Origin of the sequence: Janthinobacterium sp. BJB301, from assembly GCF_002735685.1 — a bacterium.
GTDB classification, from domain to species: Bacteria; Pseudomonadota; Gammaproteobacteria; order Burkholderiales; family Burkholderiaceae_D; genus Janthinobacterium; species Janthinobacterium lividum.
Window position 1 is genome coordinate 2,634,945 of the sequence record NZ_PDZJ01000001.1, and the last position, 25,458, is coordinate 2,660,402.

The 25,458-nt window shown below is 64.6% G+C and carries 23 protein-coding genes and 1 riboswitch; of the genes, 9 read left to right on the forward strand and 14 right to left on the reverse strand.

Translation table 11 applies throughout. The annotated features are described in order from the left end of the window. Positions 1–61: 61 nt before the first annotated feature. Both CSQ91_RS11635 and CSQ91_RS11640 read left to right on the forward strand, forming a co-directional pair. Positions 62–1,042: an EDSAP-1 family PEP-CTERM protein gene (locus CSQ91_RS11635; protein ID WP_070280200.1), complete on the forward strand. Its 981-nt coding sequence runs from the start codon at positions 62–64 to the stop codon at positions 1,040–1,042. A 109-nt stretch (positions 1,043–1,151) separates the two neighbouring features. Continuing rightward, entirely contained in the window at positions 1,152–2,147 is a 996-nt protein-coding gene (locus CSQ91_RS11640) for an EDSAP-1 family PEP-CTERM protein (RefSeq protein WP_099388313.1), read from the forward strand. Between the two features lie 26 nt (positions 2,148–2,173). Here CSQ91_RS11640 and CSQ91_RS11645 read toward each other — a convergent pair whose 3' ends face one another. From CSQ91_RS11645 to CSQ91_RS11665, 5 genes are all read right to left on the reverse strand, one after another. Next, on the reverse strand, positions 2,174–3,274 hold the full coding sequence (locus tag CSQ91_RS11645; protein WP_099388314.1) for a nitroreductase family protein: 1,101 nt from the start codon (positions 3,272–3,274) through the stop codon (positions 2,174–2,176). Continuing rightward, positions 3,275–4,144 (reverse strand): ThiF family adenylyltransferase, encoded by an 870-nt coding sequence (locus CSQ91_RS11650; protein ID WP_099388315.1) that lies wholly within the window; start codon positions 4,142–4,144, stop codon positions 3,275–3,277. Positions 4,145–4,230: 86 nt separating this feature from the next. Next, positions 4,231–5,814, reverse strand: coding sequence for a methyl-accepting chemotaxis protein (locus CSQ91_RS11655; RefSeq protein ID WP_099388316.1), 1,584 nt, complete (start codon positions 5,812–5,814; stop codon positions 4,231–4,233). Positions 5,815–5,958: 144 nt separating this feature from the next. After that, positions 5,959–6,156, reverse strand: coding sequence for a hypothetical protein (locus CSQ91_RS11660; protein ID WP_010399555.1), 198 nt, complete (start codon positions 6,154–6,156; stop codon positions 5,959–5,961). 93 nt (positions 6,157–6,249) lie between these two features. After that, positions 6,250–9,084 (reverse strand): M16 family metallopeptidase, encoded by a 2,835-nt coding sequence (locus tag CSQ91_RS11665; protein WP_099388317.1) that lies wholly within the window; start codon positions 9,082–9,084, stop codon positions 6,250–6,252. Between the two features lie 185 nt (positions 9,085–9,269). Next, positions 9,270–9,420, forward strand: a riboswitch (FMN riboswitch). A 95-nt stretch (positions 9,421–9,515) separates the two neighbouring features. On the opposite strand from CSQ91_RS11665, the gene ribB reads away from it, so the two are divergent. Then, complete coding sequence (gene ribB / locus CSQ91_RS11670) at positions 9,516–10,163, forward strand: 3,4-dihydroxy-2-butanone-4-phosphate synthase (RefSeq protein ID WP_035820303.1); 648 nt, start codon at positions 9,516–9,518, stop codon at positions 10,161–10,163. A 1-nt stretch (position 10,164) separates the two neighbouring features. On the opposite strand, the gene CSQ91_RS11675 is transcribed toward ribB, so the two are convergent. After that, positions 10,165–11,541 (reverse strand): MFS transporter, encoded by a 1,377-nt coding sequence (locus CSQ91_RS11675; protein WP_099388675.1) that lies wholly within the window; start codon positions 11,539–11,541, stop codon positions 10,165–10,167. Between the two features lie 134 nt (positions 11,542–11,675). Between CSQ91_RS11675 and CSQ91_RS11680 the strand changes: the two genes are divergently transcribed. The 5 genes from CSQ91_RS11680 (at position 11,676) to CSQ91_RS11700 (ending at position 16,600) form a co-directional block, all read left to right on the forward strand. Further along, positions 11,676–12,542, forward strand: a complete 867-nt coding sequence (locus CSQ91_RS11680) for a LysR family transcriptional regulator (RefSeq protein ID WP_099388318.1) — start codon at positions 11,676–11,678, stop codon at positions 12,540–12,542. A gap of 68 nt (positions 12,543–12,610) precedes the next feature. Then, complete coding sequence (locus tag CSQ91_RS11685; protein ID WP_092605990.1) at positions 12,611–13,429, forward strand: MlaE family ABC transporter permease; 819 nt, start codon at positions 12,611–12,613, stop codon at positions 13,427–13,429. A 55-nt stretch (positions 13,430–13,484) separates the two neighbouring features. Continuing rightward, entirely contained in the window at positions 13,485–14,516 is a 1,032-nt protein-coding gene (locus CSQ91_RS11690) for an MlaD family protein (RefSeq protein WP_099388319.1), read from the forward strand. Beyond that, entirely contained in the window at positions 14,513–15,184 is a 672-nt protein-coding gene (locus tag CSQ91_RS11695; protein WP_099388320.1) for a hypothetical protein, read from the forward strand. Before CSQ91_RS11690 ends, CSQ91_RS11695 begins: the two co-directional genes overlap by 4 nt. Positions 15,185–15,271: 87 nt before the next feature. Further along, positions 15,272–16,600, forward strand: a complete 1,329-nt coding sequence (locus CSQ91_RS11700) for an ATP-binding protein (RefSeq protein ID WP_099388321.1) — start codon at positions 15,272–15,274, stop codon at positions 16,598–16,600. Here the strand turns inward: CSQ91_RS11700 and CSQ91_RS11705 are convergent. From CSQ91_RS11705 to CSQ91_RS11740, 8 genes are all read right to left on the reverse strand, one after another. Next, complete coding sequence (locus tag CSQ91_RS11705; protein WP_099388676.1) at positions 16,597–17,922, reverse strand: HD domain-containing phosphohydrolase; 1,326 nt, start codon at positions 17,920–17,922, stop codon at positions 16,597–16,599. The two genes, CSQ91_RS11700 and CSQ91_RS11705, sit on opposite strands and share 4 nt — an antisense overlap. Positions 17,923–17,936: 14 nt before the next feature. Then, positions 17,937–19,400 (reverse strand): ATP-binding protein, encoded by a 1,464-nt coding sequence (locus CSQ91_RS11710; protein WP_099388677.1) that lies wholly within the window; start codon positions 19,398–19,400, stop codon positions 17,937–17,939. Positions 19,401–19,414: 14 nt separating this feature from the next. Beyond that, positions 19,415–20,254, reverse strand: a complete 840-nt coding sequence (locus tag CSQ91_RS11715; RefSeq protein WP_099388322.1) for an HDOD domain-containing protein — start codon at positions 20,252–20,254, stop codon at positions 19,415–19,417. Continuing rightward, positions 20,251–20,607 carry a hypothetical protein gene (locus tag CSQ91_RS11720; RefSeq protein ID WP_180278404.1) on the reverse strand — a complete coding sequence of 119 codons (357 nt, stop codon included), beginning with the start codon at positions 20,605–20,607 and terminating at the stop codon, positions 20,251–20,253. Before CSQ91_RS11720 ends, CSQ91_RS11715 begins: the two co-directional genes overlap by 4 nt. Continuing rightward, positions 20,604–21,422, reverse strand: coding sequence for a response regulator (locus CSQ91_RS11725; protein WP_257217299.1), 819 nt, complete (start codon positions 21,420–21,422; stop codon positions 20,604–20,606). The genes CSQ91_RS11720 and CSQ91_RS11725 overlap by 4 nt, the downstream gene beginning before the upstream one ends. A 172-nt stretch (positions 21,423–21,594) precedes the next feature. Beyond that, positions 21,595–22,059, reverse strand: a complete 465-nt coding sequence (locus tag CSQ91_RS11730) for a hypothetical protein (protein WP_143451015.1) — start codon at positions 22,057–22,059, stop codon at positions 21,595–21,597. A gap of 82 nt (positions 22,060–22,141) precedes the next feature. After that, entirely contained in the window at positions 22,142–23,404 is a 1,263-nt protein-coding gene (locus CSQ91_RS11735) for a DEAD/DEAH box helicase (protein ID WP_099388326.1), read from the reverse strand. A gap of 85 nt (positions 23,405–23,489) precedes the next feature. Beyond that, positions 23,490–24,548 (reverse strand): Lnb N-terminal periplasmic domain-containing protein, encoded by a 1,059-nt coding sequence (locus CSQ91_RS11740; RefSeq protein WP_180278405.1) that lies wholly within the window; start codon positions 24,546–24,548, stop codon positions 23,490–23,492. A gap of 172 nt (positions 24,549–24,720) precedes the next feature. On the opposite strand from CSQ91_RS11740, the gene CSQ91_RS11745 reads away from it, so the two are divergent. After that, positions 24,721–25,425 (forward strand): hypothetical protein, encoded by a 705-nt coding sequence (locus CSQ91_RS11745; protein ID WP_180278406.1) that lies wholly within the window; start codon positions 24,721–24,723, stop codon positions 25,423–25,425. Positions 25,426–25,458 lie beyond the last annotated feature (33 nt).

Below are 25,458 nucleotides of genomic sequence, written 5' to 3' on the forward strand. Positions count from 1 at the left end.
GAGCACCTGCCGACAGGACTCAGCAAGACTTCCAGACTCACTCAACCACGAGGTGAATACAATGAAACTCTCGAAACTGAAACTGCTCCCGGCCGCTGCGGCACTGGCCATGCTGTGCGCCGCAGGTAGCGCACAGGCGGGCGCCTACGGCTATTCCTACAACAACATCTTCGGCCTCGTGATCGGCGTGCCAACGGGCCAGATCACGGTGGCCAACAGCACCACCATCTCGCGCAGCACGGCCACCCTGAATGGGGTAAGCGTCATCAATGGCGGCGCCGGCTCGCTCGATGCCCTCCGCGCCAACGTCGGCGCCGTCACCAAAGGCGAGAACGACTTCACACAGCAAGGCCCCACCAACACCTATTCGCGCGGCGATGCGCAGATCGTCAGCACGCAGTTCCCTTCGTTCCCGCCCGGCTCCACCTCCACCCAGGTGGTGAACGTGGCCGAAGCCCACCTGGACGGCCCCGCCGGCACGGCCGATGCGTCCGGGCGCAATGGCTCGACCACGGGCTTCTCCGTCGATTTCATCGTCGGTTCGCCCACGGCAACGCTGAGCTTTGACTTCCTGGCCTCGCCCTTCATGCAGGTCTTCCTGCAAAGCACGGTCGGGCAGCTGTCCACCGCCACGGCCAACCTGGTCGTCACCTTCACCATCACGGATGCGACCGGCGCAACCGTGTTCAACTGGACGCCCGATGGCGTGATCGGCTCGGGCATCTCGGGCGGCACGGAAAACGCCGATGGCGCCAACCTGAACACCAGCCTGGCGACCAATTTCCTCACACGCGGCAATCTGTTCACCTACGACCCATCCGGCTGCGGCACGCCCACGGGCACCGGTGTCGGCACAGCGTGCGGCAGCAACTTCAGCTCCGTCAGCAATGCTTTGACAGCCGGCAACTACACCTTGACCCTGAATGCGGTGGAAAGCGTGGATCTGGTGAAACAGGCCGCGCCTGAGCCCGGCACCCTGGCTCTGCTGGGCCTGGGTCTGGCTGGCCTGGGCTATGCCCGTCGCCGCAAGGTTGCCGCCTGAACCAGGCAACAGGGGGATTCACAGGCGAGGAGGCTCTCCTCGCCTTTTTTATGTGGCAAGCCTGTCGGTTTTCCTTACAACGCGGCCGATCAGGAGATGAGGATTTTTCATGACGACATTTTCTTGCACCCGACTGCCAATGGTCTTGTTAGCCTTTCTGCTGCTGGCCAGCAGCGGCACCGCCAGCGCCGCCGCCTACGGCTATTCGTACACCAGTGTCTTTGGCCTGGTCATCAGCAATCCCTCCGGCTCCGTCTCCCTGCTCAGCAACATCGACCTGTCGCGCACCACCGCCACGCTCAACGGCAGCAGCATCATCAAGGGCGGCAGCAATGAGATCGACGCGCCGCAAGCGACACGCGGCGCCGTCACCAAGGGAGAAAACGACTTTACCCGGCAAGGCATGGGCAATGCCTCGTATGCGCGCGGCGAGGCGCAAATCGTCACCTCGCAAATCCCCCCCTTTCCACCGGGCTCGACCAGCACACATACCGTAAACGCGGCAGAAACCTTCCTGGCGGGCGGCGGCAGCGCCGACGCCTCGGGACGCAATGGTTCCAGCACCGCGATGACCGTCAATTTTGTCGTCGGCCAACCGGGCGCAACCATGGCCTTCGACTTCCAGGCCCTGCCCTTCATGCAGCTGTACCTGGACGCCTTGGCCGGCACAGGCTCGGCGGCCACCACGAATATGGCGATGACGTTTAGCATCATCGATGAACATGGCCAGATCGTCTTCAGCTGGGCGCCCGACGGCAACCTCGGTTCCGGCATCCTGGGCGGCACCGAACTGGCCGATGCCGCCAACCTCAATACCGGCTACGCGCAAACGCCGCTCACCAGCGGCAGCATGTTCACCTACGACCCAAGCGGCTGCGGCGCACCCACAGGCACCGGCATCGGCACGACGTGCGGCGGGCAGTACAGCGCCGTCACGGATCACTTGGTGGCGGGCAACTACACGCTGGTGTTGAACATGCTGAACAGTTCCGAACTGGTCTACGTGCCAGGCGTCACGCCAGTGGCGCTGCCGGGAACCTTGCCGCTATTGGCGGCTGGCCTGGCAGCGCTGGCCAGCCTGGCGCCACGGCGCCGACAAGGCTGAGGCGCGCGCATGGCGTCACGTGCGCCTCACTGCCCCGCCGTTGGCGCCACCAGCAATTCCTGCAGCGGACGGCGCAGCGAGCGCGCACTGGCCGCCGGCCCGGCGCCTATGCGCCCGAGAAACACGGCCCGCTCAACCGCCGTGGCGCCCAGCACGGCCTGGCATTGCGCGGCCAGCTCCTGCGCCAGCTCCTGCATGCCATCGGTGTGCGAAAAAGTACGCCGTTCGCGCACATAGCGGGCAAAGATCAGCGGCGTCAATTCCGGCTGCAATTGCAGGCCCAGCTGCGTGGCCGTCAGCCAGAAGCGCTGCATGGCGCGGCCGGCCGCCACGTAATCGTCGATGTGGCGCGGCGGCGCATCGGCCAGCAGCATGAAATGCGCGGCGCAATACAGGCCCGGCAGCAAGTCCATCTGCAGGCGCGGCGTGACGGTGCCAGCCAGCCAGGTATTGAAAAAATCCACGCGGCGCCAGCTGTGCATGACCCAGCGCATCAGGCGCGCCGTCATCGGGTCGACGCCGAGCGCCTGCTCCGGGATGCGGTCGCTGCTGAAGCGCGCGCCCCATTCGATGACGTCGCGGTGCACCTTGTGCGCCTCGGGCATAGTCAGGCGCAGCTTCGCATTGTCGAACATCAGGCGCGCGCAGGCCAGGCGCGCGCGCCCGCCTTCGAACCACTGCACGCCGTACCCGGGCGGCAAGCTGGCCGCCAGCGCCGCCTTTTCGCTGGCGCGCAAGCTGCGCGTGCTGAGCCGGCGCCGCTGCACACTGCGCTGCGGCAAGAAGGCCGCCAGCGGGTCGGGCTGCATGCCGGGACTGTCGACCAGGCGCACATCGAAGGTGGGTAGCGTGTCGGGCATGGACAGACGCCGGCGCGCTTCCATGCGCAAGCCATGGCTGCTGGCCGCCAGTGCCATGCTTTCGAGCAAGGCACCGAGCGATAGCTGGCTGGGATGGCCGTCGAGGTCATACACGCAATGGCTGCGCGTATCGAAGCCATGCACGACCACGTGCCGCGGGTCCACGACTTCAAAGCGCCACGGCTGCGTGTTGTCGCCGCTGGGCGCCCAGCGCGCCTGCTCGAGGATATTTTCCAGTACGGGATCGATCTGCGGTGCTTGCGCCATTTATGCCCCCTGCGCCGCGCGGCGCCGCTTGATGACGGCCATCGTCAGGCGCTGCAGCGGATGACGGTTGCCGCCCGGACGCCAGGTATGCACGAGCTTGTTGCGGTAAGCGTCGAAATGCATGCCGTGCGGCGCCGCCATCACCTTGCCCCGCTTTAACAATATCTTCAAGGCTTCCGTGGCGGCCGCGCCCGCGCACAGCTGGCAGCCCATGATGGTCGACGGCCCGCGCCGCTCCTTCAGGTTGATGGCGGACGGGTCGACCAGATAGGAGCCGTGCAAGCCGGCCGGCGCCAATCCGACCAGGAAACGCAAGGCTTTTTCTTCCTCGGGCAAGTCGCCCCAGCCAAAATACTCTTCGAACGTCATGCCGCCCGGCATGAAGCTGAGAACGGCCGTGCCCATGCCCAGCGGCGCGGCCGTAATGGCGGGAATACCCAGGCGGGCGCACGTGGCGAAGGTGGCCTGGCGCGCGGGAAAGGCGAAGAAATCCAGGCCATCCACATACAGGTCGACACCGGCAAAAAACTCGGCCAGGTTGCTGTCGTGTATACCGTCTGGAAATTGTTTAATCTCAAGTTCGGGATTGATGTCACGCGCCATCTGCGCCAGCACGGCCACCTTGGGCTGGCCCAGGGTGGAGACCATGGCGCCGGCCTGGCGGTTGAAGTTGGCGATATCGAAGGTGTCGAAATCGGCGATATGAAAAGCGCCGATACCGAGCCGCGCCAGGGTCAGCAAATGCACGCCACCGACGCCGCCCATGCCGGCGATGGCCACGCGCTTGCCGCGCAAGCTATCCTGCTCCGCCTGCGTGACCCAGCCCAGGTTGCGGGCGAACGCCGCGTGATAGGAAAAACCGTCTGTCATGCTCACCTCTTCTGTGCGTCCAGTGCGGACGAAAAAGTTTGGACAGGTGAGCCGGGGTTAAGTTCCCCAGTGACAGAAAAAAGCGCTTAGCGCGTCAGGCGCCGCGCCGCAGGCACGCTGCGCTGTAGTGCTGCCGCTGCCGGCGCCACTGCGCCCACCTTGAACACGCTGACGATCTGCGCCAGCCCCGCCGCCTGCTCGTTCATGGCTTGCGCCGCCGCCGACGCCTGCTCGACGAGGGCCGAGTTTTGCTGCGTCATGTTGTCCATCTCGACGATGGCCTGGTTGATCTGCTCGATGCCGGCGCTTTGCTCGGCGCTGGCAGAGGAAATCTCGGCCACGATATCGGTCACATGCTGCACGCTGGAGACGACTTTTTCCATCGTCTCGCCCGCCAGCGCCACCAGTTTTTCACCGGCGCCCACTTGCTCGGCGGAACTGTCGATCAATTGCTTGATCTCCTTGGCGGCCGCAGCCGAACGCTGCGCCAGGTTGCGCACCTCGCTGGCGACGACGGCGAAGCCACGGCCCTGCTCGCCCGCGCGCGCCGCTTCCACGGCCGCGTTCAAGGCCAGGATATTCGTCTGAAAGGCGATGCCGTCGATGACGGCGATGATGTCGCCGATTTTCTTCGACGAGGCATTGATGGCGCCCATGGTGTCGACCACCTGGCTCACCACGCCGCCGGCCTGCGTCGCCACTTGCGAGGCAGAAATAGCCAGCTGGTTCGCCTGGCGCGCATTGTCCGCATTCTGACGCACGGTCGAGGTCATTTCTTCCATGGTCGAGGCCGTCTCTTCCAGCGATCCCGCCTGCTGTTCCGTGCGCGCCGACAGGTCGTGGTTGCCGGAAGCGATCTCGCCCGATGCCGTGGAAATGGATTCCGCATCGGTGCGCACCTGGCTCACCAGATGGGCCAGGTTGTCGCGCATGGCCTTGATGGCCATCAGCAAACTGGATGTATCGCCGGGGCGGGTGTCGATCTGCGTGGTCAGGTCGCCCTGGGCGATTTGCGCCACGATGGCCGCTGCATAGTCGGGTTCGCCACCGAGCTGGCCCAGGATGCGGCGCAGCATCAAGGCCGCCAGGGCGCCCACCACCAGCATCAGCGCGCCGCCGATGGCCAGCAGCACGCCCGCCTGGGCCCAGAACTTGTGGTTGATGTCATCGATGTACGTGCCTGTGCCGATCAGCCAATCCCACGGCGCAAATTTCACCACGGCATACATCTTCGCCACCGGGTCCTTCACGCCCGGACGCGTGCCGTCCGCCTGCACCAGGCCGATGCGGCTGGTGGCCAGGGCCGCGCGGTAGCGGTCGCCCGACTGCTTCATGTTCTTTTGCGGCGTGCCGATGCGCGACGCATTTGGGTGCACGTACAGCAAGTCCGTGCTGAAATCGCGCACGAAATAATACATCTCGTCCTTGACGAAGCTGCCGATGGCCAGCTTGGCCTGCTGCTGCGCCTGCTCACGCGTGAGCTTGCCAGACTGTTCCAGCGCATACGCCTTTTCCACCGAGGCATTGGCCAATTCCACCAGCACCGTCAGCTGCTCGACCCTTTCCGCCATCATGGTCTGACGCAAGGAATACAGGGAAAACGAGGCGATGAGGACAATGCCCAGCAAGGTGCTGAAACACAGGAGGAGAATGCGCGAACGGAGTGTCATGGGTGCCTGGGTAAAGAATAAAATGTGGAATTATAAACAATTTCCATATGGAAATCTTTTCAGAAAAGCAAAGCGGGCGGCGCTACCAGGCTGATGCCCGGCAGGCACCGCCCGCATATGTCTTGCTGAAGTATGACTGAAAGGTCAGGCCAAGGCTTCCTTGGCTGCCTCTTCCGGCGTCAAGCCGTCGTAGAACTGGTCGGTAAACCACTCAACCTGCTCTTCGATGTGGTCCTGCGCCTGCGCCACGGTGGCGCCGCCCGCCACGAGGAAGCCTTCGACCTCGATACACCAGTTGATCAACTCCAGGGTCTCCGGATCGAGTTCTTCTTTCTTAGCCATCGTATTTCCTTGCTTGTTAAATTGCGATCACATCAATAAGCAGCAGTTTAACAGCTTCGCCACACTGCCGCCCCTGCAGTTCAACAATGAAGCTTACTTGGCTGCAACGTTTTTGCGTTCCGGATACAGCACTACCTGCACATAATTGTGCATGTCCAGGTAGCGTTGCGCCGCCAGTTTCACCGCTTGCGGCGTGATGGCGCGCACGCGCTGCTCGTAGCGCAGGATGTGCGCAGGGTCGCGCCCCTGCGTTACCGAACCCATCAATTGGTTCATCCAGTAATTGTTTTCCCGCAAGGATTTCTGCTGGCGCGTGATCCAGTTCAGCTTGACCTTTTCCAGGTCCGCCGCGGATGGCCCGTCCGTCTTCATCTTGTTGATTTCGGCAAACGCCGCGGCGATCACCTTGTCCACGTTTTCCGGTCCGGTGGGCAAGTTCAAGGCCACCGAGTAATGGCCGTACGGATGCTGGCCCATCGAGGTTTCAAAGCCGCCGCCATAGATCATGCTCATCTTTTCGCGCAGCACTTCGATGACTTTCAGGTTCAGCACCTCGCCCAGCGCCTGCAGGGTCAGCTTTTGCTCGTCCGAATACGCCACGTCGCCATTGAAGGTGATGGAAATCGTGCTTTTGGGCTCGCTGCCCATGTAGATATCCTTCTTGACGATCCCGGTCACCGGGCGCATGCCCACATCGCGGTAGGCGTGCGGCACGTCGGCCACGGGCAAGGTGCCCAGGTAGCTGGCGATCAGGGGCTTGATCTTGTCGAGCTCGAAGCTGCCCGTGAAGATGAAGGTCATGCCGCGCGCGCTGGAAAAACGCTGGCGGAAGATTTCCAGCGAACGGTCCAGGCCCACCTTGTCGAAGTCGGCCACGCGCGGCACGCCATCGACGCGCGGGTTGTCGCCAAACATGGCGTGCTGGATGGCATCGTAAAACACGGCCTCCGGCTGCGCCATGCTGTTTTTTGCCAGGTCCTGCTGCTTGCCGATGAAGGACTGGTACAGGCCCGCATCCTTGCGCACGTCGTTGAAATACAGGTACACCAGTTGCAGCATGGCTTCCACGTCGGCACTGCTGGCCGAGCCGCCAAAGCCTTCGCTCAGTTCGCCCAGCGAAGCGCCCACGTTGACCGTCTTGCCGGCCAGCACTTTCTGCAAGTCCAGCGGCGCCAGGTCTTTCAGGCCCATGCTGCCGACCACGGCGCTCGCGTAGCGGGCGTTGTAGATGTCGGTGTCGCCAAACAGCGACTGGCCGCCGAAACGCGTCGAGCCCATCAGCACCTGGTCATTCTTGAAGTCCGTGGGTTTGAGCAGCACGCGCACGCCATTGCCCAGGGTCAGCTCCGTCACGCCGATGGCGCTATTCAACTTTTCCGAGGCGATGCTGCCGCCGGCCGGCGGGCCGTCCATCAGCTTGCTGGCCAGGACTTTTTCCGTGCGCGGCTCGATGGTTTGCTGCTCGGCCTTCGCCACCGCGTCGAGCAATTGCTGCTGCGTCGGCACGCTGGCACCCGCTTTCGGCTCGGCGCCCATGAAGACCACCAATTTCTTTTGCTGGTCGGGAATCACCTTGGCCACCGTCTCGTTGATTTCCTGCAGAGTTACCAGCGGCAAGAGTTCCTGCGCGTACAGCAATTCATTGGCGATGCCGGGGATGGCTTCCTGCTCCAGGAAGTTACGCGAATACTCGGCCACGAAACCGGCCGAGTCGGACTTGTCGCGCTCGCTGTACGCGCGCTCGTAATTGCGCAGCATGTTCTTGCGCGCGCGGTCCAGCTCGTCCTGGCTGAAACCGAAGCGGCGCGCCCGCTCATCTTCCTGCACCAGCGCATCGACGGCCGGCTGCACGCCGCCCTTGCCCAACAAGGCATACGCGCTGAATGATTCATAGCCGCGCACCAGCTTGCCCATGCTGCTGCCGCCCTGGATGAACGGGGGATTGGCTTGCTGCGTCAATTCCTGCATGCGCGCGCTGAGCATTTGCCCATACAGGTTTTCGATCATCTGGCGGCGGTAGTCGGCAATGGTGACGGGCTCCTGCGCGGCGCGGATCGGGTAGCGGATGAAGACGGTGTCGTCCGGCGCTTCCTTGTCCGTGATCACCAGCGCTTCCGTTTGCGAGCGCTGCGGCACTTCCGCGTACAGGCGCGGACGCGGTTTCACGGGATTTTTCAGTTTGCCGAAATGCTGCTGGATCAGCTTTTCAGCCTGTTTCGGTTCCACATCACCGACCACCATCACGGCCATCAGGTCGGGACGGTACCAATCCTTGTAGAAACGCTTAATGGCTTCCGGCTTGAACGTCTTCAAGACGGATTCCTTGCCGATCGGCATGCGCTCCGCATAGCGCGAACCGTTCAGCAGCTTCGGATACAGGATCTTGTTCATGCGGTCGCTGGCGCCCTTGCCCAGGCGCGCCTCTTCCAGCACGATGCCGCGCTCGCTGTTGATATCGGCCGGATTGAATTTCAAGCCATGCGCCCAGTCTTCCAACACGAGAAAACCCTTTTCCAGGTTTTCCTTCTTGTTCGTCGGAATCGGCAGCACGTACACGGTTTCATCAAAGCTCGTGTAGGCATTCAGGTCGGCGCCGAACTTCACGCCGATCGATTGCAGATAGGAAATCAGCTCATTACGCTTGAAATGCGTGGAGCCATTGAAGGCCATGTGTTCCGTGAAATGGGCCAGGCCTTGCTGGTCGTCATCTTCCAGGATGGAACCGGCTTTCACCACCAGGCGCAATTCCACTTTTTGCGCGGGACGGGCATTTTTCTTGATGTAATAGGTCAAGCCGTTCGGCAGTTTTCCGACGGTAACTTCTGGTGCCAGCGGCAAGGGATCGCTCAAACGGATTTCCGCCTGGGCCATGCAGGCGCACGCCAGCAAGACGGCGCCCGAGATCAGGCGTAATTTACTCAGCTTCATGTATTCTCAACGGTAAGATTCAGTAAGCGTACCTTACACTGAAATCGTCTTTCCGCCATTAAAAACAGCTTAGGAAGAACTGCTTTCCCCAGGCAACTTTGCCGAATGACAAACTCAACAGTGCCCTGCCAGCTTCTTTCAATTGTGCTAAAGTATTGCCGCCGGTCATGTGGACCGGCACAACAATACGTCTTCGGGGCGGGGTGCGATTCCCCACCGGCGGTAAGACCGGCAACGGTCAAGCCCGCGAGCGCTTATCAGGTTTCGCCTGATAAGGTCAGCAGATCTGGTGTGACTCCAGAGCCGACGGTATAGTCCGGATGAAAGAAGATGTGCAGTAAACGCGATGTCCGATCGACCTGTCGATGCGGCCGGCTGCGTCTATTCGCTTGCCCTGCAGCGTTTTTCGCCTATGCGAGGAGCGTTTCACCATGTTAGTCAACAGCTACACCCTGCTTTCCAACGACCTGGAAGGTCGCATCCAATCCGCCCTGGCCGCCATGCGCGCCGGCATTCCCGTCATCCTGCTCGACGATTTCGACCGTGAAAACGAAGCCGATTTGATCCTGTCGGCCGAAAAATTGACGAACGAAACCATGGCCCTGCTGATCCGCGAATGCAGCGGTATCGTCTGCCTGTGCCTGCCGACGGACGTCGTCAGCGCGCTGGAATTGCCGCCCATGTCGTCCGACAATGGCAGCCGCTACGGCACGCCGTTCACGGTCTCCATCGAGGCGCGCGACGGCGTCACGACGGGCGTGTCGGCCGCCGACAGGGTCACCACCATCCGTGCCGCCATCGCGCCGAACGCCAAGCCCGCCGACCTGGTGCGTCCTGGCCACGTGTTTCCCCTGCGCGCCGCGCCCGGTGGCGTGCTCGAGCGCCGTGGCCACACGGAAGGCTCCGTCGACCTATCGCGCATGGCGGGCCTGAACCCGGCCGCCGTGCTGTGCGAGCTGATGAACCCGGACGGCACCATGATGCGCGGCGACGATATCGAACGCTTCGCCGAATTGCACGGCATGCCGATCCTCACCATCGAGGAACTGGTGGAGTGGCGCAGCACGCGCGAACAGTAAGCTAGCTTAAGGCGGCCACGGCCTTGGGCAAATGTACATGCTTGTACACGAGGCCCGCCGCCAGGCCATACGCGGCGGCAATCGTCGCGTAGGCCAGCGGCAAGCGCAGCGACCAGTCCGGCACCATGTGCAGGATGCTGCCGATCAGGGCCACGCCCACCAGGGCGCCAATTTGCCGGTTGGCATTCAGGGCCGCCGCCGCGCTGTTCGCATGCAGCTTGCCGGCCACCCGCATCACGGTGGCCGTCATGGCGGGAATGGCGATGCCGATGGCCACGTTCATGACGGCCGTGCCCAGCGCCAGCAATACGTACGGCGTACCCGGATGCAAACCCATCAGCAACAACGCCATGATGGCGCCCACCAGCAAGCCGGCCAGCATCGGCAGCCGCGTGCCATGCCGGGCCGCGATACTGCCTGCCATAAAGTTTCCCACCGTATAGGCTGCCATCATGGGCAGCAGGCGCAAGCCCGACTGCAAGGCATCGGCGCCGCCCGACTGCTGCAGGAACAGGCTCAGTAAGAACAGCTGGCCGAACACGCAGAAATTGATCAGGAAACCCACGCCATTGGCCGCGCCAAAGCTGCTGCTGTGGAACAGTGCGCGCGGCAACAGCGGATGGCTGCCGCTGCGTTCGCGCCGCAGCAATTGCCCGACGGACAGCACCGTCAACGCCCCCGCCGCCAGCACGCCCGGCGACAGCCAGCCCAGCACGGGACCTTCGATCAGCACGAAACTCAGGCCCGCCAGCGCCGCCACGCCCAGGGCATGGCTGAGCAGCGACAGATCGCGCGGGTGGCGCGCCGGTGCGGCCAGCAGCACTTGCGCCATGACGATGGCCAGCACGCCCAGCGGCACATTCACCCAGAACACGCTGCGCCAGCCGAACTGGTGCACAAGGATGCCGCCGATCAAGGGGCCGGATGCGCCGGCCACGCCCACCAGTGCCGACCAGGCGCCCAGCATGCGCGTGCGCTCGCGCTCGTCGTCAAAGCTGTGCGTGAGCAAGCTCAGGGAACTGGGCATGAACAGGGCCGCGCCCGCCCCTTGCAGCAAGCGCGCGGCCGTCAGGAAATGCCCGTCGGGCGCGGCGCCGCACAGGATCGAGCCGAGGAGGAAGACGCCCAGGCCGCCCTGGTACACGGCTTTCGGGCCGTAGCGGTCGGCCAGCGCGCCGCCCGCCAGCAGCAGCGCGGCAAACGTCAGGGTGTAGCCGTCGACCACCCAGACCAGGCCCGTCAGCGGTATGGCCAGGTCCAGCGCGATATCGGACAGGGCCACGTTGACGGCCGTGACGTCGAGCATCGCCATGACGAAGCCGAATGCCAGGGTCAGCAGGATGAAGCCGCTGGCGCGGCGCGGTGTGGGGGCGGACATGGTATTTCCTTGCAGGGACAGCGGGGCAGCCATTATGCGAGCGTTGCATGATGCAGTAAACAGGCATAAAATCAGCACTATGATGCAAAAATGCATCAAGATAACGACAGGGAAACAAGTCATGGACTGTGCTTATGGACTGGGATAACGCGCGCATCTTTCTGGCCATCGGCCGGGCCGGCACCCTGCGCGGCGCGGCGGCCCTGCTGCACATCGACCAGGCCACGTGCGGGCGCCGCCTGGCCGCGCTGGAAAGCTCGCTGGGCGCCACCCTGTTCCTGCGCACGCCGTCGGGTTACGTGCCCACGCCGGCCGGCGAACTGGCGCTCACGGCGGCCGAAGCCATGGAACGGGCGGCCGACAAGCTGCAGCGCGAGATGCAGGGCGTCGACAATCGTTTAAGCGGCCTGGTGCGCGTGGCCACCACCGACACCATGGCCAGCCATTTCGTCATCCGCGCCATGCAGCAGCTGCATGCGGCCCATCCGGACATCCGCATCGTGCTCAACGTGGCGCCAGCGCTGGCCAGCCTGACGCGGCGCGAAGCGGACCTGGCCGTGCGCGGCGTGCGTCCCACCGACCCGGACCTGATCTCGCGCCACCTCGTCAAGCGCAGCCTGGGCCTGTACGCGTCGAAAAGCTACCTGGCCGAACGGGGCGAACCCGTGCGCGGCACGGCGCTGGCCGGCCACGATATCGTCATCTACCACCATTCCGTGACGCCCCGCCATGCGGAGAAAATCGCCGGCGAACCCGTCGCCAACGCCCGGGTCGCCATGGAAGTGAACTCGGCGGCGATGCTGCAGGACGCCACGCGCGCGGGCCTGGGCGTGGCCGAGCTGGCCACCCATTTGGGCGACATCGACCCGCTGCTCGTGCGCATCTGGCCCGAGCGGGCGGAAAGCTACGACGTGTGGCTGGTCATGCATGCCGACCTGAATCGTTCCGCCCGGGTACGGGCGGCGGCCGACGCCATCATCGCCAGCGTGGCCGGCCAATAGCGGGCCCGGCCTGCACGGCGCACGGCTGGAGAATCGCTTGTAACGAACGCATCCAATGTTAAGATGCCATGATGACCCTATCCGTCTCCCTCATCATCAGCCTGCGCCGCCTGCACCGGGCCACCATGGCCTGGCTGGTCAGCTGGTGGCGCATGCTGCATTTCGCCATCCTCGTGTTTTCGCTGGCCCTGTCGCCTTCGAGCTATAACCGCGACAACCGCCCCATCCTCGCGCACCGCCTGGTGACGAATACGGCGCCGAACCTCGTGTGGTTCAGCGTCGCCTGCGCGCTGGTCAGCCTGGTGCTGATACGCATCGTCGTCGTCAGCGCGCAAAGCTACGGCCTGTCGCGCTATGCGCTGGAAATGGTGGTGCGCGTGCTGGTGCTGGAACTGATACCGCTGACGGCCGCCCTGTTCGTGGCGCTGCGCCTGACCTTGCCCGACGGCATTGCGTTCGCGCAAATGCGCTCGTCCGGCATGCTTGAGAAAATGCAGCGCCAGGGCGTCGACCTGCTGCGCCGCGAATACTTTCCGCGTGTCATGTCGGGCATCTTCGCCGTGTGGATGCTGGCTATCGTCAGCTGCGTCACTTCGCTCATCCTCGCCTATGTCACCATCTACGGTTTTACGCCGTGGGCGCTGCAGGGCTACACGCGCGTCGTAGGGCAGATATTCAATCCGGCCGTGGCCCTGATCCTGATGCTCAAGGTCATCTTCTTCAGCTTTGCCGTGGCCCTGATCCCGCTGGCCTCCTCCTATTATCCGGAGGAGCCGCACGGCCGGCGCAACCGCCTGTGGGCCGCGCACGGCCTGTCCGAAATGCTGCGCCTGTTTTCCGTCATCCTGCTGGTCGAAGTGGCTTCGCTGATGGGCAATTACTACTGATGCCCCGCCCGCCACCGCCAGCGATCCCGAACCACCCATACGAGAGCCAGAAGCCATGAGCCAGAGCCAACCCCCGAATCCCGACCAGGTCGACGTCACGGCGCCCGCCGGTCTCACGCAAGATTCCGTACTGCCCGCCCCGCCGCCCGTGCGCCACGCCGAACTGAAGGCGGCCATCCTGCTCGTCTTCATGTTCGTGCTGGTGGTCGGCTCCGTCGTCTACCTGATGTATGCGCGCGGCGCCTTCGAAGCGACGCAGACGCTGGTGCTGACGGCCGACGATTCCGACGGCGTCGGCGTGGGCGCCGACCTGACCTTTTCCGGCTTTCCCATCGGCCGCGTGCAACGCATCGAGCTGGCGCCGGACGGCCGCGCGCGCGTCATCATCGACGTGCCGAGAAAAGACGCGCACTGGCTGCGCACCAGCTCCATCTTCACCCTGGAACGTGGCATCGTGGGCGGCGCCAAGCTGCGCGCCTACAGCGGCATCCTGACGGACCCGCCGCTGCCCGACGACGCCACGCGCGACTTGCTGGTGGGCGACATGGCTGCGGAAATCCCCCGCCTGCTGGCCGCCGCCAAGGACTTGCTGAACAACGTGGCCAGCCTGACGGGCACCGATTCCGCGCTCGACGGCACCTTGCGCAATGTGCAGGCCGTCACCGGCAAGCTGAGCGGCCCGGGCGGCGCCATGGGCTTGCTGACGGGCGACGACAAGCAGTCGCGCCTGCTGGTCGAGCGGGCCAATGCCCTGCTGATCACGGCGGACCAGCTGGCCCGCCGCACGGACGGCCTGGTGGCGAATGCCGATACGCGCGTCTTCGGCGACAAGGGCGTGATGACGGATGCGCAGGCGACCATCGTGCAGCTGAACGCCCTGCTGGCCGACACCCGCAACAGCCTGAAAAAAGTCGACGCCGTGCTGGTCGAGGCGCAAGCCGTGGGCGCCAATGCCAAGGCGGCGACAGCCGACCTGGATCCGCTGCGCGCCGACGTGGAAAGCAATCTGCGCAAGGTCGAGCAGCTGGTCAATGAAATCAACCGCAAATGGCCGTTCAAGCGCAATCCGGAGATCAAACTGCCATGAAAATATCCCGCCCCGCCATCGCCGCCCTGCTGTCCGCCTTGCTTGCCGCCTGCTCCAGCGGCCCGCCCGTGCCGGACTGGAAAATGAATGCGCAAAGTTCCGTCGAGCGCTTCCAGGCGGCCTACCTGGGCGGCAACGCGCTGGTCGAGCAGACGGAATTCCGGCGTGCCCGCAGCCAGGTGGCCGGCACGGGCAAGCTTGAACTCGTGGCGCGCATCGAACTGCTGCGCTGCGCCACGCGCGTGGCCAGCCTGGCCTTCGAGGACTGCACCGGCTTTGACGCCCTGCAAGCCGATGCGACAGCCGCCGACCGCGCGTATGCGGCCTGGCTGGCCGGCAAGGCGCAGGCGGCCGACGTCGCCCTGCTGCCGGAAGCGCAGCGGGCGGCCGCCGGCGCCAGCTCCGACACGGCCGCCGCCAGCGCCGTGGCGGCCATCAAGGACCCGCTGTCGCAACTGGTGGCGGCCGGCGTGCTGCTGCGCTCGGGCCGCGCCACGCCGGAACTGCTCGATACGGCCGTGGCCACCGCCTCGGACCAGGGCTGGCGCCGGCCGCTGCTGGCGTGGCTGGGCGTGCAGCGCCTGCGCGCCGAACAGGCGGGCGACACGCTGGCGGCGCAGCGCATCGCGCGGCGCATGGCAATCGTCGAGCAGCCGCTGGCCCCCTGAGCGCGCCGATGCCGGCCCAAGGCAGACGGAATCAGGCATAATCGAAGCAGGACGACAGCTATGCCGTGCAGGCAGCGAGGTGTGACGATGCAGTTCGAGGATTTCGACCTTTCCACTCACGATACCGGCCGGCATGCCGGGGCGGCGCCTGGCGATGATGCACCGGCCGCCACGGCCGTGCGCCTGCAATACCTGCTCGACAATACTCCCTCCATCATCTATTGCACCGTGCCCAGCGGCGACTTCAAGATGACGTTTGTCAGCAACAATGCCCTGAATGTGCTGGGCTACCAGCCCGAGGAGATGGTGGCCGACCCCAATTTCTGGTTCGACCATATCCACCCCGACGATGCGCCCGGGATTTTTTCCAGCCTGGCGCAGATCTTCGTCGAAGGCGCGCGCGCCTACGAATACCGTTTCCGCGTGCGCGACGGCAGCTATCTGTGGATGCACGACAGCCTGCGCCTCGTGCGCGACGAGCATGGCGTGCCGTTCGAAGTGATCGGCTCGCTGACGGACATCACGGAGCGCAAGGGCATGGAAGCGATGCTGCAGGCGCGCGGCGAAGAGCAGCAACTACTGATCAGCAAGCTGCAGGAAGCGCACGACCAGTTGCTGCAATCGGAAAAGATGGCGTCCATCGGCCAGCTGGCGGCCGGCATCGCGCATGAAATCAATAACCCGATCGGCTTCGTCAACTCGAACATGAGTTCGCTGCAAGCCTATGTCGGCACCCTGTTCGACGTCATCGCCCAGTATGAAGCGGCGATGCGCGAGCCGCTCGACGGCCCGGCCCTGGCCGCGCACGTGGCCCAGGTGCGCGCGCAGGCCGACCTGGCCTTCCTGCAGGACGACATCGGCGACCTGGTGCGCGAATCGATGGATGGCCTCAAACGCGTGCGCGACATCGTGCAGGCGCTGAAGGATTTTTCCCACGTGGGCGAGACGGACTGGCAAGTGGCCAGCCTGCATGCGGGCCTGGACAGCACCCTGAATATCGTCGCCAACGAATTGAAATACAAGGCGCGCATCGAGAAGCAGTATGGCGAGCTGCCGCCGATACTGTGCCTTGCCTCGCAGCTGAACCAGGTCTTCATGAACCTGCTCGTCAACGCGGGCCAGGCCATCAGCAGCGACGGCGTGATCAGCATCCGCACCGGCCATGCGGACGACTGGGTCTGGGTGGAGATCGGCGACACGGGCGCCGGCATCGCGCCCGAGCACCTGAACCGCATCTTCGAACCGTTCTTCACCACCAAGGCCGTCGGAAGCGGCACGGGCCTGGGCCTGTCGCTGTCATACGGCATCGTCAACAAGCACGGCGGACGCATCGACGTGGCCTCGGAAGTGGGCTGCGGCACGCGCTTTACCGTGCACCTGCCCGTATCGCCTCCGGCGGCCCAGGCAGTGTCCTAGCCTTCCTTGACGGGCACATACACTCGGATGCTGAGGCGGCCGCCATTCTTGCTTTCGAAGTCGAGCAGCTGGGCGATCACGCGGGCCGTCAGCACGTGCTCGGCCGCCAGCAGCATCAGGCCATCGCGGCTGATCAGGTCGCGCGACAGCACCATGCCCGGTTCCAGCTGGCCCGACAGCACGGTCAGGTCGCGCGCCGGCGGTTCCGTCTCCTCCATGATGCTGCGGAAAGCGGCCACCACGGCCGGGTCGTAGCGCTTGCCGACGCTGTCGTAGATCAGGCTGCGGGCCTCTTCGGCGCGCAGGCTGCGCTGCACCATGGCGCCGATCTGCAAGCCGTCGTAGTCCGACGCCAGCGCGAGGACGCGCGCGCCCATCGGAATGGCCAGGCCCACCAGGCCATCGGGAAAGCCGCCGCCGTCGAAGCGCTCGAGCTGCGAGCGCAGGATCACGGAAACGGCGCGCAGCTCCTCGAGCGCCATCAATAATTGTTCGGCGCGCAGCGGATGCTTGCGGAACGCGGCCAGCTGCTCGCCCGTCCAGGCGCTGGCCGGCAGTTCCAGCACATCGTCGCTCAAGCTGAGCTTGCCGATATCCTTGAGCAGGGCCGCGATGAACACGTCGCGCGCCTCCTGCCCTTCCAGGCCCAGCGCCTGCGCCAGCTTGCGCGACAGCTCGGCCACCCGCCGCGCATGGCCGGCCAGCTTGCCGCCGCGCATCTCGATCAGGTTGGAAAACACCTTGATCGTCGTCACGAACGTGGCCTTCAGGCGCTCGTTGGCCGCCTGCACTTCGTCGTGCGACTGCTTCAGCTGCTGCGTGCGCGTGGCCACCTTCGCTTCCAGGCTGGCGTTGAGCGCCTGCAGCTCCACGTTCTGGCTGGCCGTCAGCGCTTCCAGGCGCAGCTTTTCCTGCTCCAGCGCGCGCCGTTCCAGCGCGTGGCGCACCACCAGCACGATATCGTTCTCGTCCCACGGCTTGGTCACGTAGCGGTAGATCTCGCCCTGGTTGATGGCGTCGAGGATGGACTGGATGTCGGCATAGCCGGTCAGCAGCAAGCGTATGGTGCCGGGCCAGCGCTGGCGCACCTGGGCCAGGAACTGCGCGCCATCCATGTGCGGCATGCGCATGTCGGAAATGACCAGGTCCACCGTCTCGCTCTCGAGCAGGGCCAGGCCGGCCGCGCCGCCATCGGCCGTCAGCACGCGGTAGCCGTGCGGGCGGAACAGCCGGCGCAGCGACGAGAGGATATTCGGTTCGTCATCGACGCACAGGATGGTGGGCGGCGCGGCCGCGGTGCTGGCGCTGGTACTGGTGCTCATGCTGTCCTGTTCGGTCATGGTGCGATGGCCTGCGCCTGGCGCACGGGCAAGGTGATGCGGAAGGTGGTGCCGCGGCCGATGATGCTGCGCACGTCGATGCGGCCGTGATGTTTCTGCACCGTGGTGTAGGCCAGCGACAGGCCCAGCCCCGTGCCCTTGCCGACGGCCTTGGTGGTGAAGAACGGATCGAAGATGCGCGACAGGTGTTCGGGCGCGATGCCGCCGCCCGTGTCCTCGACCTCGATCCACACTTCCGTCGCGTTGTCGCTGCCCGTGCGCAGGGTGATGCATCCGCGCGCCTCGCCCATGGCGTGGGCCGCGTTGACGACCAGGTTCATGATCACCTGGTTCAGTTCGGAAGGCTGGCATTCGATATCGGGAATGTCGGCGTACTCGCGCACCACGTCGGCCTTGTACTTGACCTCGTTATTCACGATATTGAGCGTGGTATCGATGCCCTGGCGCAGGTCGGCCCAGACCCACTCCTGGTGCGCATCCGTGCGCGAAAAATCCTTCAGGTCCTGCACGATGCGGCGCACGCGCGCAATGCCTTCCTTCGACTCGCCCATCAGCAGCGGAATGTCGGTGCGCAGGAAGTCCAGGTCGACCTGTTCGCGCAGCGCCCGCAGGCGCGCCGCCACCACGGGGTCGGTGACGGCCGGTTCGGCTTCCTCATAGGCGTCGAGCATGCTGAACAGGTCGTCCAGATACCCTTCCAGCGTGCCGACATTGGAAAATACATAGCCGATGGGATTGTTGATCTCGTGCGCCACGCCGGCGGCCAGCTGGCCGATCGAGGCCAGTTTTTCCGACTGCAGCAGTTTTTGCTGGGCCAGCGACAGCTTGCTGTTCAATTCCGTCAGGGCCAGGTTACGCTCGCGCAATTCGAGATCGGCGATCTGGCGCTGGCGGATATCGTCGGCCAGGCGCTCGTTCATGTCGGCCAACTGGGCCGTGCGCTTGGCCACCAGGTGTTCCAGGTTGTCGTGCGCCTTGCGCAGCGCCAGTTCCGCAAGGCGCCGCTCGCTCACGTCGCGCAGGGTTTCGATGGCGCCCACCAGGCGTCCCTGGCGGTCGCGCAGGGGCGCCGCCGTGAAATGCAGCCAGTGGCCTTCGGGGCCGATATCGGCAAAAAAATCCTCGGCCTCAAAGGCGCCGGGGATCACGGGAGAGCGCTTCAGCTTGCCGAGGTAGAGGTCATTTTCGCCGAGCGCGATATCGTCGGCCACCAGCAAGTCGGCCAGGCAGGCGCGCGGCTGCGGATAAAACGCCTTCCAGTGGTCGCGCGTGCCGACCATCTCGGCGGCCGTAAAGCCCGTCAACTGTTCGCAGGCGCTGTTCCAGTGCGTGATCACGTGGTCCGTGTCGATGGCGAAAGTGGCCACGGGATGGCCATCGAAAAACGCCGACAGCGCGATGGAATCGCCCTGGCGGCGTTCCGGCGTGGCGGACAGTGCCTGCCCTGCGTCTGTTTCCATGGCCTGTATCCTGTTCATGCCAGCATGATCCGCGACATTTCATCGAAGGTGTGTTCCGTTTGCCGCAGCAGCGCCATCCAGGCCTGCTCATCCAGCGCGACGCTGCGCCAGCCCGCGGGCGACAGGGGAGGCACCAGCGCATCATCGACGCCGGCCAGGTCGAGCGCCAGGGCGACGGCATTGGCCAGATGCACGGCCAGCGGCAAGCCGCCCGCCTCCAGCCGGTCGATGGCGTGGTGGTCGGCCACCGCCTGCTGTATCGCCTCGGGAAACTTCCAGTAGGCGGCCAGGGCGCTGCCCACCTGCGCGTGGTCGATGCCGATGACGGCCAGTTCCGCGTCGGCCATCTGGCAGTCATGCGCCTGGCGGTAGCTGCGCACAAGCGCGTGCTCGGCCGGGAAGCGCGTCACCAGCACCAGGGTGCCCAGGTCGTGCAGCAGTCCCGCCGTGAACGCCGTTTCGGGATTGACGCGCAAGTGCGGCGCCAGCAGGCGCGCGGCGATGGCCGTGGCCAGCGAATGGCGCCAGAACGCCTGGAAATCGAAGCCGCCGCTGACGGGCGCGAAACTGCCCGTCAGCGCGCAGGCCGTGACGACGGTGCGGATGCTGTGAAAACCCAGCACGGAAACGGCTTGCGGAATGCTGGTGACCTTCGATTGCATGCCGTAGAACGAGGAATTGGCGATGCGCAAGGTCTTGGCCGCCAGGGCCTGGTCCAGCTCGATCTTTTGCGCCAGCACATGCACGTCCGTGTCGTCCTGGTCCATGCTCGACAGCAGTTCCAGCACCACCACCGGCAGCGAAGGCAGTTCCTGTATCTGGCGGATGATGTGTTCAAAACTGAGCCGTGTCATGCCGCGCCCCCTTGCCGGTAGCGCTGCAGCAGCGCCAGCAGTTCCGCCCCTGCGGAATCGGGCGGCGTGGCGCGGAACAGCACGGCCAGCCGTTCCAGGCGGCGCGCCCGTTCCTGCTCGGCATGCGCCTGCGCGGCGGGGTCAATCGCCGCGTCCATGACGACGTGACAGCGCTCCACATTGCGCCTGCGCAAGGCCGTCAGGTTCGCCGCCGTCAGCGTGGCGCCCTGGGCCAGCAGTACGGCGCCGCTGGCGTCGCTCAGCGCCTGCGCCAGCACCATGCCTTCCTGCGCCTGCTCCATGGAAATCTCGCGGCCGCTGTCACTCACGCTTGTACTCACGCTTATACTCATGTACCCGCTCCATGACGGCTCAGGGTGACCAGGCTGCCGCGCGAACGCGAATGCATGCCCATCGGATGGATCGCCACGGCATACGGCTGGCCATCGATGGCGGCCAGGCAAGGTGCGCCCTGCCCGCCGAACAGCTGCGGCAAGACGATCGCCGCTTCGTTGCCCAGCAGGGCCGCACCCCGTTCGAACAGATTGGCCGCCGCCGCGTTGATGAAGGCGATCATGCCATCCTCATCGAGCCCGATCACGGGCAGCGGCAGAAATTGCAGCAACTCGCGCGCGATGCCCAGGCTGACTTCATCGCGGCTGATCTGATGCTGCTGCTGGCTCACCAGCGCCTGCATGGCGGCATTGGCTGCCGCCAGCGCCAGGTTGACCTCGCGCAACTGCCCATTGAGGCGCACATTGTCGTCATCGATGCCCTTCAGGCGAAAGGCTTCGGCGATATGCTCGCGCAGCTGATGGTCTTCCCATGGTTTGGTGAGGAACTTGAAGATGGCGCCCTCGTTGACGGCATCCGTGACGGCCTGCAACTCGGTATAACCCGACAGCATGATGCGGATGGTTTGCGGACACAGCAGCTTGGCCTTGCGCAGGAAGTCGGCGCCCAGCATGCCGGGCATGCGCTGGTCCGACACGATCACGTCGACGGCATGGCTGGCCAGCACCTCCAGCCCTTCCTGGCCGCTGCCCGCCGTCAGGATATGGTAGCCATCGCGCCGCAGCAGCCGCTTGAGAGAAGCGAGGATATTCGGCTCGTCATCGACCAGCAGCAAGGTGCGCGGCTGCGCGGCCGGTGCCGCAGTCCCTGGCATACCATGCTCATCGTGCACATCCATCGGACCATCCTCTCATCGCCGCGGCGATATCGGAGCTTGCCTGGAGGGGGAAATCTGCTACGCGGAACAGTCTTGCGAGTCTTGCGCGGCAGCCAGCTTGCGTTGAAATTATACGACTAAATATTCCTGTATGGCATTTATCAGCTACCTATCCGCGCCGTGCCGGGCAAGGCGTATCGCGGTAAAACACAAAACCGCCCAGGCCGATGGCCTTGGTATCGGCTTTCACCCCATACACCAGCGTGCTCTTGTCCGCCTCGATACGCAGCAGGTTCATGTGTTGCACGATTTGCGCGTGCGACAGTTCCAGCGATGGCGTCGGCGCCAGTTGCAAACGCAGCTCGGACGTGGCGCTGTCATACGCCCAGCGGCCCGGATTATAGAAGGCGAAGCCGCCATCGAAACGCAGGCTGCCATCCTTGAACTGGGTCAGGCAAATGCCGGGAAATTCGCTGGGCGGGTTGTACCAGGTGGCGGCCACGGCGGCATCGGCAGGCGCCTTGCCCGGCATCTGCATGCCGCTGCCATCACTTTTGCCGCCCATGCCGGCACAGCCTGCCAGCGCCAGCGCGCAAGCCAGAGCGCCCGCGCGCGTGATGAATGTCATGTGCATCAACAGTCCCCTTGCTTTATAGAAACATCATCTTAAAGCGGGACGGCCAGCCGTTCAAGCGGCTAGCGCACATAAGGGCGATTTAATTGCCCTCGGCCGCCTTCGCCGCCAGGGCTGCCGCTTCGCGCAATTTATCCTTCTTGCTCTTGCGCGCCCCCTTCACGCCGCCGTTCACCGTGTCCGTCACGGTGCTCACGGGCGCGGGCAGTTCCGTCGGTTCGAAACCGGCCACCACTTCGCGCACGATGCGCAAGTCGTTGCGGTTTTCGATCAGGCGGAAATGCGCTTCCGTGTCGGCCGTCACGAAGCTGATGGCCGTGCCGCTTTCGCCGGCGCGGCCCGTGCGGCCGATGCGGTGCGTGTAGTCGACGGCCGAGCGGGGCAAGTCGTAATTGACGACGGCAGGCAGGCCGGCGATGTCGATGCCGCGCGCGGCCACGTCGGTGGCCACCAGCACCTGCAAGCGGCACGCCTTGAAGTCGGCCAGCAGCTGGCTGCGCGTGCCCTGGCTGAATTCGCCGTGAAAGGCGCCCACGTGCAGGCCCGCGCGCTGCAGCTTGTCGGCCACGTGTTCGGCCGCGTACTTGGTGGCGACAAACACCAGCACGCGCTCCCACTGCTGCTGCAGGATCAGGTAGCGCAGCAGCTGCGTGCGGCGCGGCACGTCGACCGTGATGGCCCGCTGCACGATGTCGGGCTTGTCCTGCGGTTCGGACGCCACTTCGATGCGCACGGGCTCCTTGAGCAGGCTGTCGGCCAGCGCCTGCACGCTGTCGGGGAAGGTGGCGGAGAAGAACAGGTTTTGCCGCTGCTTGGGCAGCAGCGCCAGGATGGCGTTGATTTCCTCGCTGAAGCCCATGTCGAGCAAACGGTCGGCTTCATCCAGGACGAACAGCGACACGCCGCCCAATTTGACGGCATTCTGGCGCACCAGGTCCAGCAGGCGGCCCGGCGTGGCGACGACGATATCGGCGCCGCCGCGCAAGTCCATCATCTGCGGATTGATCGACACGCCGCCGAACAGCACGGAAATCTTCAGTTTGACGGGCAGCGGCTTGGCCAGCGCGTGCACCGTCTGCCCCACCTGCGCCGCCAGCTCGCGCGTGGGCACGAGGATCAGCGCGCGCACCTGGCGCGGACCGGAGGCCGGCGCCATCAGCGCCTGCAGCAGCGGCAGCGCGTAGGCGGCCGTCTTGCCGGAACCCGTCTGCGCCGCGCCCAGCACGTCGCTGCCGCGCAGGATGGCGGGAATGGCGGCCGCCTGGATGGCCGTCGGCGCGGCATAGCCGGCCTTGTCGACGGCGCGGACCAGGGAGGGAATCAGACCCAGTGAGGAAAATGGCATAGCGGGCCTTCTTATTATTTAGTCATGAAGTGAGACCGGCCGCAATGTGCGGCCGGTCGGAATAGCGACAGTATAAAGCAGGCGCTTACTGCCTGGGCATTTGCAGCTTCGGGAAGCCCGCTTCGTCATAGCCCGGCATGCCGCGCCGGATCGTGTGCGAAAAATCCGCATCGTCGTTGGCGGCGCGCGCGCGCGCCGTGATGTGGCCCCCTGTGCGCAGCTGCTGGAAGGTCAAGCCGGGCACCAGGCCCTTGACGTCGAACAGGTAGCGGTCCAGGTAGCCCGAAGCCATCAGCCGGTAGTCGAGCGGCAGGCCCGGCACGATGCGGCGCACCATCTCGAAGACGATGGTGGTGCAGTTGGCCGTCAGGGTGTTGTAGAACTGCGGCTGGTTCTTCAGCGCCTGCGCCTCGTCCAGGTAGGCGAGGAACAGCGAGCGCATGGCCGCTTTCGGCATCATCACGCGGTACAGATGCATGTCCTCGCCCCGCGCATTCGTGCGCACGCGCAGGATGTCGCGCTCGTCGGCGGCGATCAGGCTCATCTCGAAATGCTTGAAGAAGCCGCCGATGGCGGAAAAGCTCTCGCCCTTCTCCTTGCGGATTTCGATGGAAAACGTCAAAAAGCGCCCGTCGGCAAAGCCGAACGAGATCAGGGTATGTGCGATATAGGGTCCCGTCCAGTATGACAGCGCCGTGTCCACCGTGCGCAGTTCGTCGAGGTCGTAGCTGCGCTGTTCCCACTTGACCGTGTAGTCGTCGTCGCTGCGCCAGTCGAAATTGCGCACATTGTCCAGGGTCACGAGATTGCCCTTGAGCGTGCCCGTCACATTGCGCGCCACGTCGTCGGCCCACACGCGCTGCTGTTTCGGCGTGATCAGGCTCCACCACACGAGCAGCAGGATAAAACCGGCCGCATACGGCAGCAGCACGCGCGCATCGCCGCGCGTCCACCACAGCGCGATGCTGGCCACGCCCAGCGCACCCCACAGCAGCGCGCCGATGGCTTGCGCCGCCGTGCCGCCGGACAGCTGGTACCACAGCGCCAGTGCGCCCCACAGTGCGGTCAACAGGAGAATCAGGGAAACGGCCATTTTGCCGATACTGCCCAGCACGGAGCGGGCACGCAGTGATAAGAAAGTCATGCCATGATTATAGGGGCAAGTACGGCGAGAGGTGAGTTCGGGCAAGTATTGGCAAAGCCAGCCAGACATGAAATATTGCTTGCATGGCAATTTACCTCATGAGAATATGTTGCAAAATGTATAGACAAGGCGTCCCATCTCGCAGGGCTGCCTTGTCCTCCAGGGAGACACCTTGCAATCCAGTTCACTGTACGCCATCGCCGGCAGCCTCAACTCCCTCTTCATCGTCGTCAGCCTGCTTGGTTTATGGTCGCAGCTGCAAAAAATCTGGCGGCGCAAGCACGACGCCAGCCTGGGCGCAGGCCAGGCGACGGACATCCTGTCGCTCAACCAGTTCACCGTCAGCTTCCTCGCCTACTGCGCCTTCTTCGTCTACGGCTATTCGATCACGCCGTTCAACCACTACATCGTCTGGCCGCGCCTGATCGCCTCGCTGATCGCGCTGGGCATACTGTATGAAATCGACCGCGACCGCCGCAGCCGGGCATCGCGCCACGCGCTGCTGGCCTGCGCGCTGCTGCTGGGTGCGGGCGTGGCGGGATTGCTGTTCGGCCCCACCTTCACGGATGAAAAGCGCGTGATGTCGCAAAGCCTGATCGTTGCCGTCACCGTGCTGCTGGCGCAGGGCTACGCGCACCAGATCCGCTTGATCTGGCGCTCGGGCAGGACGGGTGCCGTGTCCCTGAAAATGAGCCAGTTCATCCTGGCGATGGATGTCAGCACCATCTTCTTTGCCTGCGCCATGGGACTGGCGACAGGCTGGCCCTTGCTGCTGCTGGCCTGCGTCAGCGCCACGACCAAATTGATCATCATGTGGCTGTTCCGCTGGGAGAAGGCCAGCCCCGCCGCGCGCATGAAACGGCAGGCGCTGGCCTGACGCTAGAATAGGAATCTTGCCACTTTTATTGAA